Below are 15,987 nucleotides of genomic sequence, written 5' to 3' on the forward strand. Positions count from 1 at the left end.
TCTGATTCGGGACTCGACATGCCCCAAACTCTACATGCCTTCAATGGTGAGCGGTCTGGACAGATGCTTCTTGAATCAGCACGGTGTCATTGCGCGCGGGGGCAGAACAACGTCCCTGGACATCACACCTAGGTCGCTGTCGGCGCGACGGGGTCACACCGAAGGCGGGAATATGATGGCTACATGAGTTTTCCGCCGTCACAGGCGACTCCACAGTCCTACGCGCAAGATTTCGGCCGCTACATTGGCGCTCGTGCGCCGCTCAAGCTGCCGGATGCTGTCCTTGCCGAAGCAGTGTGGAGGACAGTGAGCCAAGAGGTTCCCGCGGCAGCGCCCCGGATCGGGCCTCGTCCAGTTTTCTGGTATTGGTGGGTTGTCTTCAGCTTCGGAGTTATCGCCGTGGGAGCCGGCACTGAGGCCGTATTCGGGGCTGGCCCGCTCGTTTCGCTTTTCATGACGACTATTGTCTTCGTCGGAGCAACGTGCCTCGGGGTCTTCCATGCGTGGAAACGATTCCCCTACGATCGAGAGCTCGGACTCGCTGTCGCCGCGGCTCGAGCGCTGACGGACGAGGTCCGTAGTCTGGCTTTCTCTTCCGCCATGGCTGAAGCTAGACGTCCAGGGCGTCTCCCACCGGCCTTCCCTCTTCTTGTCTCTTTCCCCGCGCCACAGCCCCGCCCCAATGGGGTCAGCCCGGAGGAAGCCGAGTGGCTCGTCGCGGAGTGGATGCGTTTCCTCGGTGCTGCCGATGCTGAGGTGACGAGATACTCCGCGGACGGTGGCATAGACGTGGTCAGCACAACTCACATCGCCCAAGTTAAGAATCTTTCTGCGGGTTACAGAGTGCCAGTCGCCCAGATCCGCGAGCTCGCCGGCGTCGCGGCACACGACCGGCGACAGGCTCTTTTTTTCACCTCAGGTTCTTACACTGCGAGCGGTCTGGAGTTCGCCGACCGGGCGGGAATCGCGCTCTTCACCTATGACGCCATGCGAGGGACGCTAGACGGAGTGAACGGCCATGGCCGATCGATTCGTGCCCAGGGGCTGACCGTATCGCGTTGAGTCGCAAGAGCACCTGACATCAGCGGTACTGCCGTGCCTGTGCGTCTGTGAGGGATGCCTGCAGCGCGGCCTCGAGTGGCACGTACATCACTTCGACGTTTGCGTCTCGGATCGCGGCTGTAAGCCACGCGCCGGGGCGCTGCAGGTAGGCCGCGGCTTCCTCGCCGGCAACCGCGATGATGAGGCGTTGGGATCCGAGTTTCTGCCCGGCCCATGCGAGCTTGAAGGCATCGGTCGCAAGCTTCTTCGGCTGACCGCCACGGAGAGCACCAATTCGCGCGTAGGCCTCCACGAGCACAGTGCGGTCATCGCTCGCGCCATCGATCTCTACTCGTGCACCGGCGATCGGTATACGAGCGGGCGCAAGAGGAACGTCGATCGCGGCACTTACGGCCGCGATGATCGCGATCTCGGCAAGACGTTGCTCGGTAGAGTCGGAAGCGTGAGGCACGGGTTCAGGCTATTCCTTGAATGTGACGGCGCCCTGCCATAGCCAGCAGCGCATGGGGCGGCCGTCGATTTCGAAGCTGACGCCGACGGCACGGTCGGTCCATCGTTCGATGCGAACTTCGGCGTGTACGTCGATGGTGCCGAACCGGAGCCATGCGGTACCGGCGATGTGGGTCTTTTCGGGCGCGATCGTGACGGGTGTACGGTCGAGGCCGAGCTGTATGGCCGTGAGGGTCTGTAGTTCGCCCTTTTGTGCGGCGGTGCGGAGGTCGCGGTGTTCCATCAGTTTCGCGCCGTGTTCGGGGTAGCGGCGGTTCGATCCCATGCGCCCGAGTATAGAACACATGTTCGAAACTATTCGACGCTATCGACCGGTTCATTCGGAAGTAGCGGATCATCCCGACACGCCTCGAGCACCCCGATCAGCTCCGCGACGTCGACACAGCCCGTCATGTCGAGCAGATCACGCACCTCAGAGCAGACGGGACGCGGGGAGGAGTGGTGCTCATACCGAGAGATTAGCGCGCGACGCGCCGAGGAATCGAGCCGAAAAGAATGGCTACACCTGTGGCTACACCTGGCGAGGCACCTACGGCGGCGGGTTCGAGTCGGTCGAGCCCACCGCGCAATGTGTCATCAGCCAGACGATTGAGAAACCCCTGGTCAGATAAAGCAAAGCCGACTCATCGCATTTGAGGGTGTAGGACTGGTCTGAAGCCGCCGGCCTCGAGTAGCGATCGGGCGATGTAGTGGGTCAGGTTCCGGAAGCCCAGCGCGGTGCCGCGGAGGTGCTCAAGGCGACCGTTGATCGCCTCGGACGGCCCGTTGGACGTGCCGGGGTGGTCGAAGAACGCGAGGACGTCGGCGGCGCGGCGCGTGATCGTGCGGCCGAGGCTGATTAGCTCGGGCAGGTCCTTCGGAACACCGCTGGTGAGCCCAGCGATCACGGCCTCGAGGATCTTCTTCCCGCGCGCCGGATCCTTGTGTCGGTATGCGGCGACGGCGCGCTGATAGATATCCCAGGTCACCTCGACGGCGAGGTGGTCGGGGTGGTGCTCGAATACGTCCTCGAGCTTCGCGAGCTGATGCTGCGTCAACAGGCCGAGCCCCGTCCTGAGCAGGCGCCGGCAACCGTAGAGCGGATCACCCCTCCGGCCTCGATGCCCGAGGGTCTCCTGCTGAACACGCTGACGGGTCTTGTCGAGAGCGTCGCCGAACAGGGCGACGACATGGAATGGGTCCATTACCGCAACCGCGTCGGGAATCTCTTCGCCGGCGGCGGTCTTGTAGCCGGTGAACCCGTCCATCGCGACGATGTCGACCCCGTCCCGCCAGGCCTCGGGGCGTCAGGAGAGCCAGGTCTTGAAGGCGTGTTTCGACCGGCCCGGGATCATGTCGAGCAGCCGGGCGGGGCCGGTCTTCTCGCGGGTCGGGGTGAGGTCGATGATCACGGTCACGTACTTGTCGCCGAGGCGCGTGTGGCGCCAGACGTGCTCGTCGACACCGATCGTGGTCACCCCGTCGAACCGGGCGGGATCGTCAATCAGGACGCGCCGCCCTTCGGCGAGGATCGCGTCGCCAGCGGCATGCCAGGACACGTCGAGAGACTCCGCGACTCTGGTGACCGGTAGGTGCTGGCAGACGACCGCCTCGAGCGCCCACCGGACAGCGGCGCGCGTGAGCTTCCCGCGCGGCTCGGCAGCCGCCGTGGTGTCCTCGCGCCAGATCGTCCCGCACGAGGAGCAGGCGAAGCGGCAGACGCGGACCAGGAGCGTCGTCGGCCGCCAACCCAGCGGGACATGCGCGAGACGGCGTGCCTGCGTTCCTCGGGCTACGCCCTCAGCACCGCAGCCGCGACAGAACGGGTCGCGGTCGGTGACACGGCACTCCAGCACCGCCTTGTCCGGCGAGATCTCCTGACCGGTGACGGTGAGGCCGTGGTCGTCGAGGAAGCAGAACGCAGAGAGATCGGGGGTGGTGAAGGTACCGTGGGACGCGTCGAGGTCTTTCGGATGGCGAGCGTAGGAACTTCCATCATCGGAAGGCCTCGACCTCGTCTCCGCGACCGCCACGCCGCCGGCCCGTCAGGCGGGCGCTACACCCTCAAACACGATAAGCCTGAAAAAGCTGTATTTTGTGTTATATTGAGCATATGAAAATGACTTTTCGCGTCAATGTGATTGTAGCTTCGGTCGGTCTTTTGCTATTTCTTCCGGGGTGTTCATCTTCGACGGATGAGCAAGGTTGTGCCGATATTATATCGCAAGCCACGAAGGTCGCTGAAACGTTTTCGGACCTGGTAAAGTCGAGTAGTAGCGCAGAAGCTCAAGTGTATGCGGGTGCCGTAACCAGGCACCTGGATAAAACGTCTAGAATAGAACTTGATTCCTCTGATCTGCGAATCGCGCGGGATGAATGGGTAAGGGCTGCATTTGCTTTCACGGAGACTGTCGAAAATGCTTTTGCTGGCTCGGGTGTTACGGGTAAGCTAGGCAGCTTTGAGGGGCCTTCGTGGGCCGAGTTTTCCGTAGCGACCGACAATTTGCTTTACGCGTGTGACGAAGAAAATGCTTAATCCGTCGATCTTAAGAGCGCTAATCATGTGGAGGGGCACAATATCCCGACATGCGCCCGCGCGGCTCACACGCCACTATGCGACTCTACCCCTGCGCCGGAAAGCACCCTTGACCGGGCGGTAAGCCGTCAAGGCACGGGCGTATCGGGCGGAAGTGGATTGTGGTCTAGGGGTCGAACGATCGCACTACGTAGAATTGAGGTATCAGCTCGTAACGCTCCCGGGGAATAACCGGGTTGACGGCTGTGTTCGACTAGTGTGAGAGCCTCTTTCGATCTCCATAGATCGGGCTACCTTCGCGTGAAGGTACTCGGAGGCTCCAACTCATTAACTGATTGGAGCTTTTTTCATGCTTAAGTTCACTGAAACTGTGAGCCCTGGTGCCCCGGTAACTCTCAACCTCCGTTCCGAGGATGTTCACGCACCCATCGCCGCAGAGGGTCGTGTTTTCTTCGCGGATGGTAACGGCATCGCGATTACACGAGCTTAGGGCCCTGATTTCGAGTATTACCCCTGGGCCTCGATCCAGTCGCTCACCGCCCGCGTGCCGGATAAGTACTTCGAGACCGTTCGTCGCTACACCCCGGCGGAGGTGACCCGATGAGCGTGGCAATGTCAGATCGTCAGTGGCAAGCACTGGAGATCGGGGCGACTTACGCCCTGCTTCCTGTGCGCAAAACGTTCGCGGCGCGGACGGACGGCGCGGGTTCTGTGGTGCCTGAGTCCGAGGAGCTTATCGGCCGTCTCATCCACAAGTCCTCCGTAACTCTCACGCTCGCTGACGAGCAGACGTTTTCAGTTCAGGCTCACGAGGTGCGCACGGCTCACAAGATCCGAGGTGCACGATGACCCTCACGCTCTCCGCTCTCGAGAAGGCGCTCGGCCTGGCCGCGCTCGGCCTCCCCGTGCTCCGTACCCGCACCGTTGACGCAGAGGTAGACGGCCGCACTCTGCCCCCGAAATCACCCGTTGGAGGCGTGTACACGGCCACGACGGACTCCGACACGCTCCGCCGGTGGCTCCGCGAGGGGACGACGTACATACCCGGCGTGGCGACCGGCAACGGCCGGGAGCCCCGCGAAGAAGCACCTGCTGCGCCCGCTGAGGTCGAGGCGTATCTGGCCTCGCTTGGCGACCGTCCCATGTCGGACCGCGTTGCGGAGGTGCTTGCGGACGTGACTGCACGGGAGGGGGACCATTCGTCGCTGTGGGCGAAGGTACCGTGGGACACGTCGAGGTCTTTCGGATGGCGAGCGTAGGAACTCCCATCATCGGAAGGCCTCGACCTCGTCTCCGCGACCGCCACGCCGCCGGCCCGTCAGGCGGGCGCTACGCCCTCCAACACGATGAGCCGCAAAACCCCCGCGATGTAGAAGCTACGCGGGGGTTTCTGGAGTGATTGTAACGATCACCCTTGTGGCTCCGACCGGCGTCGATCCGGTGACCTTTCGATTTTCAGTTGGCTGCGCCGGGGCAACGGGTGCTCGTTGGTCGCTGTTTGCCGCGTGATTCCGCGGAAGTTGTCATCGTTGGTTGCGGCTGGTTGAGGGTGGTTTCAGCGGAGCTACCGGCACGGAACCGGCACGCGGATCAGGTTTCCATACCGGCTTCAGGTTGATCGTCTTCGGCACCATCCGTGAGCGTAGACCTACGCTTTGAGTACTTCTCCGTGAGGTTCAGTTCACGGGTGAGGGCAGGATGGACCTGAAGTTGTGTGTCGGCCGCATTGAGTTGGAGAAGTCGCTCCTGATAATGATAGATCGTCGTTCGGCCTCCGCCTGAGCCACCCGAGCGTAGCAGCCCGATGACTCCGGCCTCGAAGAGCATCTGCAGAATGTTGCCGGCTTCGTCAGCATGGATCCCAGAGTTCTTGGAGACTTCCAGCCACTTGTCGCGCGAAAAGGTTCGTTTTCTCAGTGCCTTCATCGCGTTCAGCACGTTGTTGAAATCATGAACATGCTCAGCGATTTCATCCTGAAGTTCGCGAATAACGTGGCGGCTATAGCGGCGCTCGGCTTCGTAGACGTCATCCTTGGCGATAACGTCGTGACTATTGTCGCGAGCGACATCAACGGCATGTTGCGTATAGGCGATTACGTCTCTGGGGCGCCCGAGGGTTCTCTTGAGGACGTAACTCTTTGCTGTGACACTCTGTCGCATTCGATCTGCGGTGAACAGGGTCTCCCATGCCTGGTCCGCGGGGAGGTCGGTGGACGCTTCGACTCTCCTTGCAAATATGCTTGCAAGTTCATCATCATCCCAGTTGAGCTCGACCGTGTCTGGTGGGATCTTGTTCTTGTCGTTGAACGTGCATTTGTCCCACAGATCTGAACGTAGGAACACCACTACTGGGGGCAGCGCCCTGCCCTTTTCTCGGAATTTGAGCGCAAGGTCACGGGCTGCTCGCACTGCACCGGCGATGAGGCGGAGGGAGTCGGGCTCTCCGTCCCAGGCATCGTCGAGACGGTCGATAAGAGTCGTCGCCTGCATCGCTGTAATCTGCGGAGCGATTAGCTCGAGGAGTTCATCGACCAGTCTCGTCGTTGTTGCTTCGATCAAGGCCTCGCTCGGTGATTCAATCTGAATCTGGCCAAGGTCAAACACACCCGTGACCGATGGCAACTTGATATTGCGAACTCGCGCTAGCCATTCAAGGATCGCGCCAAACGGCCCCGCGTTGGGCCCTGCACCGATCTTTCGGAGGATCTTGATTCCGCGGCGCCTCCGGAGCCAGCGAAGCTTTGGCGAGAGGGCGGCGAACATTGCGATTACGATCGCCGCTCGCCAGGACTCTGTGTACGCACTCGCTGGGGTCACACCTCCATCGATCAGTTTTCGATGTGCTTGAAACACGTATCGGTCGAGATCCATCTGCACGACTTCGCCGGGAAGTGTAGCCGCAAGATGGCGGAAGATCGCGGTCTTGCCCGATCCTTTTCTACCGACGACGAGGAACTTTCCTGCGCGCACTTCGTCAACTGAGCCCGTATCGAGGAAGTATTGCAGCAGGTTCTCGTCTTGCTCAGCGTCGAGGCGCCCCAGGCTGACTCGTGTGAGGAGTGCATTCTCGGCAGGTTCAATGGTCATGTAGGAACAGTAGCGGAGTGAGTAAGTCGGCCTCGTCGCTCGGGCCACATACAGACCTCGATCTTCGAGCCGATCGGCGTGCTCGCCGACGAGGAGCGCCCGGACCGCAACGAAGCGAGGACCGGACGCACCGCAGTTGGCTACGGCGCACGCCGGAGGCCGGCCTTGAACGAGTCTAGAAAGTTTTCACAGGTCAGCGATGATATTGCGTACGACGTCCGCTGCCTCGTCAGGTCCGACGTGCACTCGACCCTGGTGGCTGAGAGCGGTATGCCAGCGCTCCCTGTTTGGCACGTGATTAAACGAGATCCGCTTCGCGTCCGTGAAGGGTCCATGCGTTGCGAACAGCGCGACGGCATCCGCGTCCATGTCGCCGCGTGTGGCGAGAGCCCAGAGGTCGTATAGATCTCGGGGTGCACTTCGGTTCACCCACGCCGACAACTTCGCAGCCACCGCTGCAGGCCGAGTGAGCACACGCATTCGAGCGGACGGTGCATCGGCATATCTCTGATGGAGTTCAGCGACCTCAGTCGGCCACTGTGGGTACCCCTCTGACGCAAGCAGCTGGATCTGCACACGGACGTCGGCGAGGCGCATGACGGATGCTTGTGCGCCCCGCGTTTGCGTGAGAGGTGGCTCAAAAACTGGCGTACCGATCAGTGGTCGCAGCGTTATGGTCAACACGTCTTGAATTTCTTTTGCGATGTCGGTGCGCGGCACACGCGCAATGAGATCGATGTCTTCCGACAGGCGCAGATCAGGCAGGCGTGTTCGCGAGAGCGCTGTGCCGCCGAAGAAAGTCAAGCGGTCATCGTCGATGGTGGTGAGACCTGCCAGGCAGTGCGAGATGACGTGGTCGCGACGTACCTGCGCCTCGTCCACGCCGAACGCGTCTTGGACCGTGTGTAGGTCCTCTGTGGAGAGGATTCCTGGGATGGGCCCCTGGCGACGAACTCGGCGGGGGCGTGCCTCGCTCACAGCGCGCCGGTCCTGATGAACTCGCGAATCGTGGGGGCAACCCGCAGATGCCGATCCGCGATCGCGGCGATCTCGTCCTGGGTCACGCGATGGGCGAGGTTCGTGATGCCTTCCCGCGTTGCTTCAGCATCATCGTTGTGTCGGCCACGGGCCAATAGATCATAGAACGTCTGCGCGGGCGTCGTGATGAGTGCGTCGCCGAGCGCTGTTCGTTCCGCGACCGTGTCCAACCGGGTGAGGTCGCGCACCACGAATGTCACCGCGGTTCCGTCGACGAGTCTCATCGGGCGCGTGGTTGCTCCGCTGATAGCGATCTGAGCCTCACCAAGTGCGCGGGGGATCGCCCCCCAGTGTCGCGCCGCGCTCGGACCCATCAGGACCGCTTGCCGCTCACCGAACCGAACCGTGGCGAGGGCGAGCGCGGCGGCTTCGAGCGGTGCCTTCCAGCGCCGTCCATCGGCCCCGTTGGGTGGAACGGTGTACACGCCGTTTGCGATTCTGGTCACGGCTCCCAGCTCCTCGAGTCGCTTCAGCTTGCGCGCCGCGTTGGCCTCGACGTCATCAACGTCTTGCCATCGTGTTGTTCGCAGCGGCATCCGCGCGATGTGTTGAACGAGCTCGGTATCACGCATGGCGTCCTCCTAACATTGCTGAAGCATACTTCAGAGGTATGGTATAGCAATGTCAAGCGGCATCTCTGAGCTGATGACGCGCACGCGGCTTGGATGCTCGAGGCGAGCGAGAGCGGCGGGTTGAGGTGTTTCGTAGGTGAGCCGGCACAGAACCGGTACAAGCTCGACGGGAAGTCGGCGCAGAGCCCGCGAGTCGTCGCGGGCGTGATGCGCAGGAAGCCGAACGGCCCGCTCATCCCTCGCCCCCTGGGGGCCTCCATAACTCCGGTGTTTCCAGGGGCAAGGCAAAACCCCCGCGATGTAGAAGCTACGCGGGGGTTTCTGGAGTGATTGTAACGATCACCCTTGTGGCTCCGACCGGCGTCGATCCGGTGACCTTTCGATTTTCAGTCGAACGCTCTACCAACTGAGCTACAGAGCCATGCGATACATGTGTCGCATCCTAACGCAAAAGGCCTTCTTCCTAGAAAGAAGGCCCCTCACCTAGAGCGACCCTGACGGGACTTGAACCCGCGACCTCCGCCGTGACAGGGCGGCACGCTAACCAACTGCGCTACAGGGCCATAGTGTGCATGTGCACAATATTCGATTATAAGGTGTTTCAGTGACCCCAACGGGATTCGAACCCGTGCTACCGCCGTGAAAGGGCGGCGTCCTAGGCCACTAAACGATGGGGCCGTTAGTCTTGGTGTTCCTCGCGGCTCACCTGCCAACCCGTTTATCTTAGGCAGATGTCGATCCGGATCGCAAAACGGCGGCGCGTCTTCGGCACTTCGGGCGTGTCGCAGTGGGATGCTGAGTGGGCGTGTGTCTGGCGCGAAGGCCCGGTAGACGCCCAAAACCGAACACCCTCAGACCGAGTAAAAAGTAAGGCTTGTTAGTGTGACGGATGTGAACTCCCCCCAGCGCGCGCACGCGCACGAAGACATCGACGACGTCCCGTGCGACTGCGCACCGACCGCCGAAGAACGCCGTAGCCTCTGGTCGCCGCTGACCCGTCGCGGCGCCATCACGGTGGGAGCCCTCTCGATCGCGACCATCGGCGCCATTGCCGCGTTCCGCGGTGTGACCCCCGCGCAGGCGGCGATCACGTACAACCCCGACGACTACCCGACGTGGGACGACGTCGAGCGCGCGCGCAACGACGAGTCCGCGAAGGCGGGAGAGGTCACGCGGATCCAGGGGCTCATCACGCAGCTGCAGAATGCGGTCGCGGCCGCGCAGGCCGCCGCGACGCAGGCAGCCGACGACTACTACGCCGCGCAGCAGGAGTTCTTCGAGGCCGCTCGCCGGGCCGACGACCTCCAGGCGCAGGCCGACGAGCAGTCGACGAAGGCCAATGAGGCCGCCCAGGCGGCCGCGAAGGTCGCGGCGAAGCTCAGCCGCTCGGGCGGCGACAGCACCGCATACGACGTGCTCTTCGCCGGATCCGGTGAAGACGCCGACGAGATCCTCGCGCAGCTCGGCCAGCTCGACAAGCTCGCCGAGCGCAACCAGTCGATCTACGCCGACGCCGTCGCGGCGCGCGACTCGGCCCAGCACCTCACCGATCAGGCGGAGGAGGCGCGCAAGGAGCGCGACCGCCTGCAGAAGGTCGCGGAAGAGAAGATGGAGATCGCGCGCCAGGCGCAGGCCGCGGCAGAGCAGGCCCTCGCCGATCAGCAGAGCTACCTCATCACGCTCGAGCAGCAGCTTGCCGCCCTCCAGGACAACTCGTCGAAGACGCTCCAGGAATACAAGGACGGCGTCGCGCAGCGCGAGGCCTACGAGGCCGAACAGCGCCGCCTCGAGGAGGAGCGTCGGCGCAAGGCCGCCGAAGAAGCGGCACGCCGCGCCGAGGAGGAGCGCCAGCGCCAGGAGGCCGCGCGCAAGGCCGCGGAGGAAGAGGCCGCCCGCCAGGCTGAGGCCGAGCGCCAGCGCCAGGCAGAACTCAACCAGGGCACCCCCGCATCGCCGGCGCAGCCCGCGGCCCCCGCGGCGCCGGATCCGGCCCCCGTGCAGCCGGCGACCGGCTGGGTGCGCCCGAACTCGGGTGTCCAGACGGCCGGCTACGGCTGGCGCTCGCAGATCTGCGGCTCCTCGTACTGCTCGAGCTCGTTCCACGAGGGCGTCGACCTCGCCGCCGGCTGCGGCGCGAGCATCGTCGCGGCATCGGCGGGCACGGTCGAGTACGCCGGATACAACGGCGGCTACGGAAACTACATCCGCATCAACCACGGCGGCGGCGTCTCGACGGGCTACGCCCACATCGTTAACGGCGGCGTTCTCGTCGGCTACGGCCAGTACGTCGAGGCTGGCACGCTCATCGCCTACGAGGGCAACACCGGCAACTCGTTCGGTTGCCACCTGCACTTCGAGGTCTACATCAACGGCGCTACGACGAACCCGATCGACTTCATGGCCGGCAAGGGCATCTCGGTCTAAGTCGGACCGGCAACGTAAAAAGGGCATCCCGCGAGGGATGCCCTTTTTGTGCGGTGTGAAACGGCACCTAGCAACTCAAAAAGGCTCCCCGTGAGGGGTGCTTTTTTGAGTTGGGACGACTTATTAGTGCCCTTCGGCGGCGGCGCGCTCGAAGGCTTCCTTCACGAGGCGCTCGGCCTCTTCGGCACCGGCCCACTCGTCAACCTTGACCCACTTGTTGGGCTCGAGGTCCTTGTAGTGCTCGAAGAAGTGCTCGATCTCCTTGCGCTGGAACTCGCCGAGGTCCGAGACGTCCTGGATGTGCTCCCAGCGGGGGTCCTTCGCGAGAACCGCGACGACCTTGTCGTCGCCGCCGGCCTCGTCGCTCATCTTGAGCACGCCAACGGGGCGAACCTTGGCGCCAACGCCGGGGTAGACCGAGTGGTCCATGATGACGAGCACGTCGAGCGGGTCACCGTCTTCGCCGAGGGTGTTCTCGAAGAATCCGTAGTCCGAGGGGTAGCCGAAGGTCGTGTACAGAACACGGTCGAGGAAGACGCGACCGGTCTCGTGGTCGACCTCGTACTTCACGCGGCTGCCGCGCGGGATCTCGATTACTGCGTCATACGCACCCATGTTGCTCCTTGAGTTCGGATGGGAGGGGTCAGCGCAACAATAGCCGCTACGTTGGTACGCATGCTGGATCCCGCCGTCGCAGATGTTCGCCGCGCAGTGCGCGAAGCACTTGCCCCGTTCGCGGATTCGGGCGCCCGGATCCTCATCGCCCTCTCCGGGGGTGCCGATTCGCTCGCGCTCGCGTCGGCGGCCGCGCACGAGGCCCCGAAGGTCGGCCTCGAGCCGATAACCGTGACGATCGATCACGGGCTGCAAGACGGATCCGCCGAGATCGCCGAGCGCGCGGCCGACCTCGCCCGCGGGTTCGGGATCCGCACGGCGCGGATAGAGCGCGTCGAGGTCGGATCCGCGGGCGGGCCGGAAGCGGCGGCGCGCGACGCGCGCTACGCCGCGCTACGCCGGGTCGCGTCGGAAGAGGACGCGGTCGCGGTGCTCGTCGGCCACACCCTCGACGACCAGGCCGAGACGGTGCTCTTGGGTCTCGCACGCGGATCCGGATCCGCGAGCCTGTCGGGGATGTCGCCGCACTCGCTCGACGGGCTGGGGCTTGCGTGGATCCGCCCGATGCTCGGGCTGCGCCGCGAGACGACGGCCGCGTTCTGCGCGGCGGAGGGCCTCGAGCCGTGGCAGGATCCGCACAATTCCGACGAGCGCTTCTCGCGCGTCCGTGTGCGCGAGCGCGTGCTCCCGGTGCTCGAATCGGAGCTCGGCCCCGGCATCGCGGAGGCGCTCTGGCGCACGGCCGAGCAGCTGCGCGAAGACGACGAGGCGTTCGCCGACATGATCGACGAGACGATCGAAGACATTGTCGAGCACGCCGAGGCGGGCATCGCGGTGTCGGTGCCGGCGCTCCACGCCAACCCCACGGCGCTGCGCCACCGCATCATCCGCCACGTGGTCGAGTCGGAATTCGGCGTCAGTCTCACTCGCCTCCAGACCCTGGAAATCGCGCGCCTGGTCACCGACTGGAAGGGCCAGGGCCCGCTAGATCTGCCGGGCTTCCAGGCCTCACGCCGGGGTAACCTCGTGATCTTCACCGCGAGCGCACAAGAAATCACCCAAAGCACATGAATTAACGTGTTCGTTCGCGGAAATCTTGTGCGTTCGTGAAGGTCTGCCGCATAGGCTTTCCCCATGCGTGCGGCAGACATCGAAAAAGACCTTGACCGAGTCCTCGTCACCGAGGAGCAGATGCAGGCCCGCCTCGCGGAACTCGCGAAGCAGGTCGACGCAGACTACGCCGACAAGGACATCCTCCTGGTCGGCGTTCTGAAGGGCGCAGTCATGGTGATGGCTGACTTCGTGCGCCACCTGCAGATCGACGCCCCCATGGACTGGATGGCCGTCTCGAGCTACGGCGCCTCGACCAAATCGAGCGGCGTCGTGCAGATCCGCAAGGACCTCGACACCCCCCTCGAGGGCAAGCACGTCCTCGTCGTGGAAGACATCATCGACTCGGGCCTGACCCTCAACTGGCTTCTCGAGCACTTCGAGACGCGCGGCGCTGCCTCGATCGAGGTCCTCGCTGCCCTCCGCAAGCCCGACGCCATGAAGGTCGAGATCGACGCAAAGTACATCGGCTTCGACATCCCGAGCGACTTCGTCATCGGCTACGGCCTCGACTACGCCGAGCGCTACCGCGGCCTCCGCGACGTAGCGGTCCTGGCCCCCCACGTCTACTCGTAAGCAACAGGCCAGGTAAGCCGCAGCACCTCCGCCGACGAGCGAAGCGAAGGCGGGGTATGCCCGCCGCGGTGCTGGCTTCGGGTCTGGCGGGGCGGCGCGCAGCGCCGCCGGGACGCACCGCGGCAGGCATGCCCCGCCGTAGCGGACGACAAACAAGCCAAGCCGGGACGCACCGCGGCAGGCATGCCCCGCCGTAGCGGACGACAATCAAGCCAAGCCGGGACGCACCGCGGCAGGCACGCCCCGCCGTAGCGGACGACAAACAAGCCAAGCCGGGACGCACCGCGGCAGGCATGCCCCGCCGTAGCGGACGAAACAAGCCAAGCGGACGACGGCCCCAGTAGACGTTCCGCCGTGGGCGAATCTCGCGACGGTGCATAGGGTGCGCGGGTAACCTGAAACGACTTGCGATGGGCCCCGCCCCCGCGTTGAGATCCAGGAGGAGTCGGATTACCGACGCACTATGAACGCGAAGAAGATCTTCCGCCATCCCGTTGTCTATGTGCTGCTGATCGCGGCGCTGTTGATTGCCGGTTTCTCGCTCTTCACGGCCTTCAGCGGGCCGAAGCATGTGACGGTCCAGGAGGGCCTGGAGCTGCTGAGCGAGGGCAAGGTCACCGAGGCGACGGTCACGGATGGTGATCAGCGGGTGGATCTGACTCTGTCGGAGGAGTTCGAGGGCGCGAAGAACGTGCAGTTCTACTACGTGAGCGCCCGTGCGGCGGACGTGGTAGACGCGGTGGCGAAGGCCGATCCGAAGGATGGCTACGACGATGCTGTTCCGCAGGGTTCGTTCTTCGGCAGCCTGCTGTCGCTGCTGATCCCGATTGTGTTGCTGGGTCTGCTGTTCTGGTTCTTGCTGTCGAGCGCGCAGGGTGGCGGCAAGATGGCGCAGTTCGGTAAGTCGCGCGCGAAGAACGTCACGAAGGAGAACCCCGATGTGACGTTCGCGGATGTCGCGGGTTCCGACGAGGCGGTCGAGGAGCTGCAGGAGATCAAGGAGTTCCTGTCGGATCCGACGCGGTTCCAGGCCCTCGGCGCGAAGATCCCGAAGGGCGTGCTGCTGTATGGCCCTCCCGGTACGGGTAAGACGCTGCTTGCCCGCGCGGTCGCGGGTGAGGCAGGCGTTCCGTTCTACCCGATTTCGGGATCCGATTTTGTCGAGATGTTCGTGGGTGTCGGTGCGAGCCGTGTGCGTGATCTGTTCACGCAGGCGAAGGAGAATTCGCCGGCGATCATCTTCATCGATGAGATCGACGCGGTCGGTCGCCACCGCGGTGCGGGCATGGGTGGCGGTCACGATGAGCGCGAGCAGACGCTGAACCAGATGCTCGTCGAGATGGATGGCTTCGACCCGAAGGCGAACGTCATCGTCATCGCGGCGACGAACCGTCCCGACATCCTTGACCCGGCGCTGCTGCGCCCGGGCCGTTTCGACCGCCAGATCGGTGTCGACGCCCCGGACATGAAGGGCCGCCTGCAGATTCTGCAGGTGCACGCGCTCGGCAAGCCGCTCGCGGATGGTGTGGATCTCGAGGACGTCGCGCGCAAGACGCCGGGCTTCTCGGGTGCGGATCTCGCGAATGTGCTGAACGAGGCGGCGCTTCTCACAGCGCGCTCGAACGCGCAGCTGATCGATGACCGTGCGCTCGACGAGGCGATCGACCGCGTGATCGCGGGTCCGCAGCGCCGCACGCGCGTCATGAAGGACAAGGAAAAGCTCATCACGGCGTACCACGAGGGTGGTCACGCGCTCGCCGCGGCGGCGATGAACTATTCGGATCCGGTGAACAAGATCACGATCCTGCCGCGCGGTAAGGCGCTGGGTTACACGATGGTGCTGCCGGTGGACGACAAGTTCTCGGTGACGCGCAACGAGCTGCAGGATCAGCTGACCTACGCCATGGGCGGCCGCGTCGCGGAGGAGATAGTCTTCCACGACCCGACCACGGGCGCGTCGAACGACATCGAGAAGGCCACGGGCATCGCCCGCAAGATGGTCACCGAGTACGGCATGACCCGTGACGTGGGCCCCGTGCTGCTGTCGGGTTCGTCGGGCGAGATGTTCATGGGCCGCGACATGGGTCACGGCCGCGACTACTCGGATTCGATGGCCGAGCGCGTCGACCGCGAGGTGCGCGCGCTCATCGAGCAGGCGCACGACGAGGCCTACCAGGTGCTCAACGCCAACCGCGATATCCTCGACAAGCTCGCGCACGAGCTGCTCGAGAAGGAGACGCTCGACTACAAGCAGATCGCCGAGATCTTCCGCGACGTGAAGAAGATCGACGAGCGCCCGCAGTGGCTGTCGTCGAGCGAGCGTCCGGTGTCGGCGATGCCCCCGATTCAGGTGCCGCGCGCGGCGTCGACGGAAGCACCGCAGCAGGCGGCGGCCGAACAGTTCCCGGCCGCGCCGCACACGGCACCCGAGCCCGGCGGATCCACCCGCCCGGCGACGGCGTAACCGAAGGGGGCGAG

Annotated in this window: 13 protein-coding genes, 3 tRNA genes and 1 pseudogene; 7 read left to right on the top strand and 10 right to left on the bottom strand. The window is 64.0% G+C overall.

The window, feature by feature from the left end:
* Positions 1-183 precede the first annotated feature (183 nt).
* The gene (locus DTO57_RS11440; RefSeq protein ID WP_114118385.1) at positions 184-1,062 is read left to right on the top strand and encodes a restriction endonuclease; all 879 of its coding nucleotides are present in this window, start codon (positions 184-186) and stop codon (positions 1,060-1,062) included.
* Positions 1,063-1,081: 19 nt separating this feature from the next.
* On the opposite strand, the gene DTO57_RS14405 is transcribed toward DTO57_RS11440, so the two are convergent.
* The 3 genes and pseudogenes from DTO57_RS14405 to DTO57_RS11455 all read right to left on the bottom strand — a co-directional run bounded on the left by DTO57_RS14405 (position 1,082) and on the right by DTO57_RS11455 (position 3,584).
* The gene (locus tag DTO57_RS14405) at positions 1,082-1,513 is read right to left on the bottom strand and encodes a hypothetical protein (RefSeq protein ID WP_162785760.1); all 432 of its coding nucleotides are present in this window, start codon (positions 1,511-1,513) and stop codon (positions 1,082-1,084) included.
* Between the two features lie 9 nt (positions 1,514-1,522).
* The gene (locus DTO57_RS11450; protein ID WP_114118387.1) at positions 1,523-1,837 is read right to left on the bottom strand and encodes a hypothetical protein; all 315 of its coding nucleotides are present in this window, start codon (positions 1,835-1,837) and stop codon (positions 1,523-1,525) included.
* Between the two features lie 358 nt (positions 1,838-2,195).
* Positions 2,196-3,584 (bottom strand): annotated as a pseudogene (locus tag DTO57_RS11455) (ISL3 family transposase).
* An 86-nt stretch (positions 3,585-3,670) separates the two neighbouring features.
* On the opposite strand from DTO57_RS11455, the gene DTO57_RS14410 reads away from it, so the two are divergent.
* Positions 3,671-4,087, top strand: coding sequence for a hypothetical protein (locus DTO57_RS14410; protein ID WP_162785761.1), 417 nt, complete (start codon positions 3,671-3,673; stop codon positions 4,085-4,087).
* An 845-nt stretch (positions 4,088-4,932) separates the two neighbouring features.
* Positions 4,933-5,346, top strand: a complete 414-nt coding sequence (locus DTO57_RS11465) for a hypothetical protein (protein ID WP_114118389.1) — start codon at positions 4,933-4,935, stop codon at positions 5,344-5,346.
* A gap of 331 nt (positions 5,347-5,677) precedes the next feature.
* On the opposite strand, the gene DTO57_RS11470 is transcribed toward DTO57_RS11465, so the two are convergent.
* The 6 genes from DTO57_RS11470 to DTO57_RS11495 all read right to left on the bottom strand — a co-directional run bounded on the left by DTO57_RS11470 (position 5,678) and on the right by DTO57_RS11495 (position 9,462).
* A complete protein-coding gene (locus tag DTO57_RS11470; RefSeq protein ID WP_114118390.1) occupies positions 5,678-7,174 on the bottom strand; it encodes a P-loop ATPase, Sll1717 family in 1,497 nt (498 codons plus the stop codon).
* A 186-nt stretch (positions 7,175-7,360) separates the two neighbouring features.
* The gene (locus DTO57_RS11475) at positions 7,361-8,056 is read right to left on the bottom strand and encodes a nucleotidyl transferase AbiEii/AbiGii toxin family protein (protein ID WP_222843267.1); all 696 of its coding nucleotides are present in this window, start codon (positions 8,054-8,056) and stop codon (positions 7,361-7,363) included.
* A gap of 92 nt (positions 8,057-8,148) precedes the next feature.
* Positions 8,149-8,784, bottom strand: coding sequence for a type IV toxin-antitoxin system AbiEi family antitoxin (locus DTO57_RS11480; RefSeq protein WP_114118392.1), 636 nt, complete (start codon positions 8,782-8,784; stop codon positions 8,149-8,151).
* A gap of 348 nt (positions 8,785-9,132) precedes the next feature.
* A tRNA-Phe gene (locus tag DTO57_RS11485) sits at positions 9,133-9,205 on the bottom strand.
* 68 nt (positions 9,206-9,273) lie between these two features.
* Positions 9,274-9,347, bottom strand: a tRNA-Asp gene (locus tag DTO57_RS11490).
* 42 nt (positions 9,348-9,389) lie between these two features.
* Positions 9,390-9,462: transfer RNA gene (locus DTO57_RS11495), tRNA-Glu, on the bottom strand.
* Between the two features lie 213 nt (positions 9,463-9,675).
* On the opposite strand from DTO57_RS11495, the gene DTO57_RS11500 reads away from it, so the two are divergent.
* Positions 9,676-11,208, top strand: coding sequence for a peptidoglycan DD-metalloendopeptidase family protein (locus DTO57_RS11500; RefSeq protein WP_114118666.1), 1,533 nt, complete (start codon positions 9,676-9,678; stop codon positions 11,206-11,208).
* A 123-nt stretch (positions 11,209-11,331) separates the two neighbouring features.
* On the opposite strand, the gene DTO57_RS11505 is transcribed toward DTO57_RS11500, so the two are convergent.
* Positions 11,332-11,823, bottom strand: coding sequence for an inorganic diphosphatase (locus tag DTO57_RS11505; RefSeq protein WP_114118393.1), 492 nt, complete (start codon positions 11,821-11,823; stop codon positions 11,332-11,334).
* A gap of 60 nt (positions 11,824-11,883) precedes the next feature.
* On the opposite strand from DTO57_RS11505, the gene tilS reads away from it, so the two are divergent.
* The 3 genes from tilS (at position 11,884) to ftsH (ending at position 15,973) form a co-directional block, all read left to right on the top strand.
* Positions 11,884-12,894 (top strand): tRNA lysidine(34) synthetase TilS, encoded by a 1,011-nt coding sequence (tilS, locus tag DTO57_RS11510; RefSeq protein WP_187346621.1) that lies wholly within the window; start codon positions 11,884-11,886, stop codon positions 12,892-12,894.
* 63 nt (positions 12,895-12,957) lie between these two features.
* Positions 12,958-13,509: a hypoxanthine phosphoribosyltransferase gene (gene hpt, locus DTO57_RS11515; RefSeq protein ID WP_114118395.1), complete on the top strand. Its 552-nt coding sequence runs from the start codon at positions 12,958-12,960 to the stop codon at positions 13,507-13,509.
* Between the two features lie 463 nt (positions 13,510-13,972).
* Positions 13,973-15,973, top strand: coding sequence for an ATP-dependent zinc metalloprotease FtsH (gene ftsH, locus DTO57_RS11520; protein ID WP_114118396.1), 2,001 nt, complete (start codon positions 13,973-13,975; stop codon positions 15,971-15,973).
* Positions 15,974-15,987 lie beyond the last annotated feature (14 nt).

The sequence above is a fragment of the Microbacterium sorbitolivorans genome (assembly GCF_003327285.1).
Lineage (GTDB): Bacteria > Actinomycetota > Actinomycetes > Actinomycetales > Microbacteriaceae > Microbacterium > Microbacterium sorbitolivorans.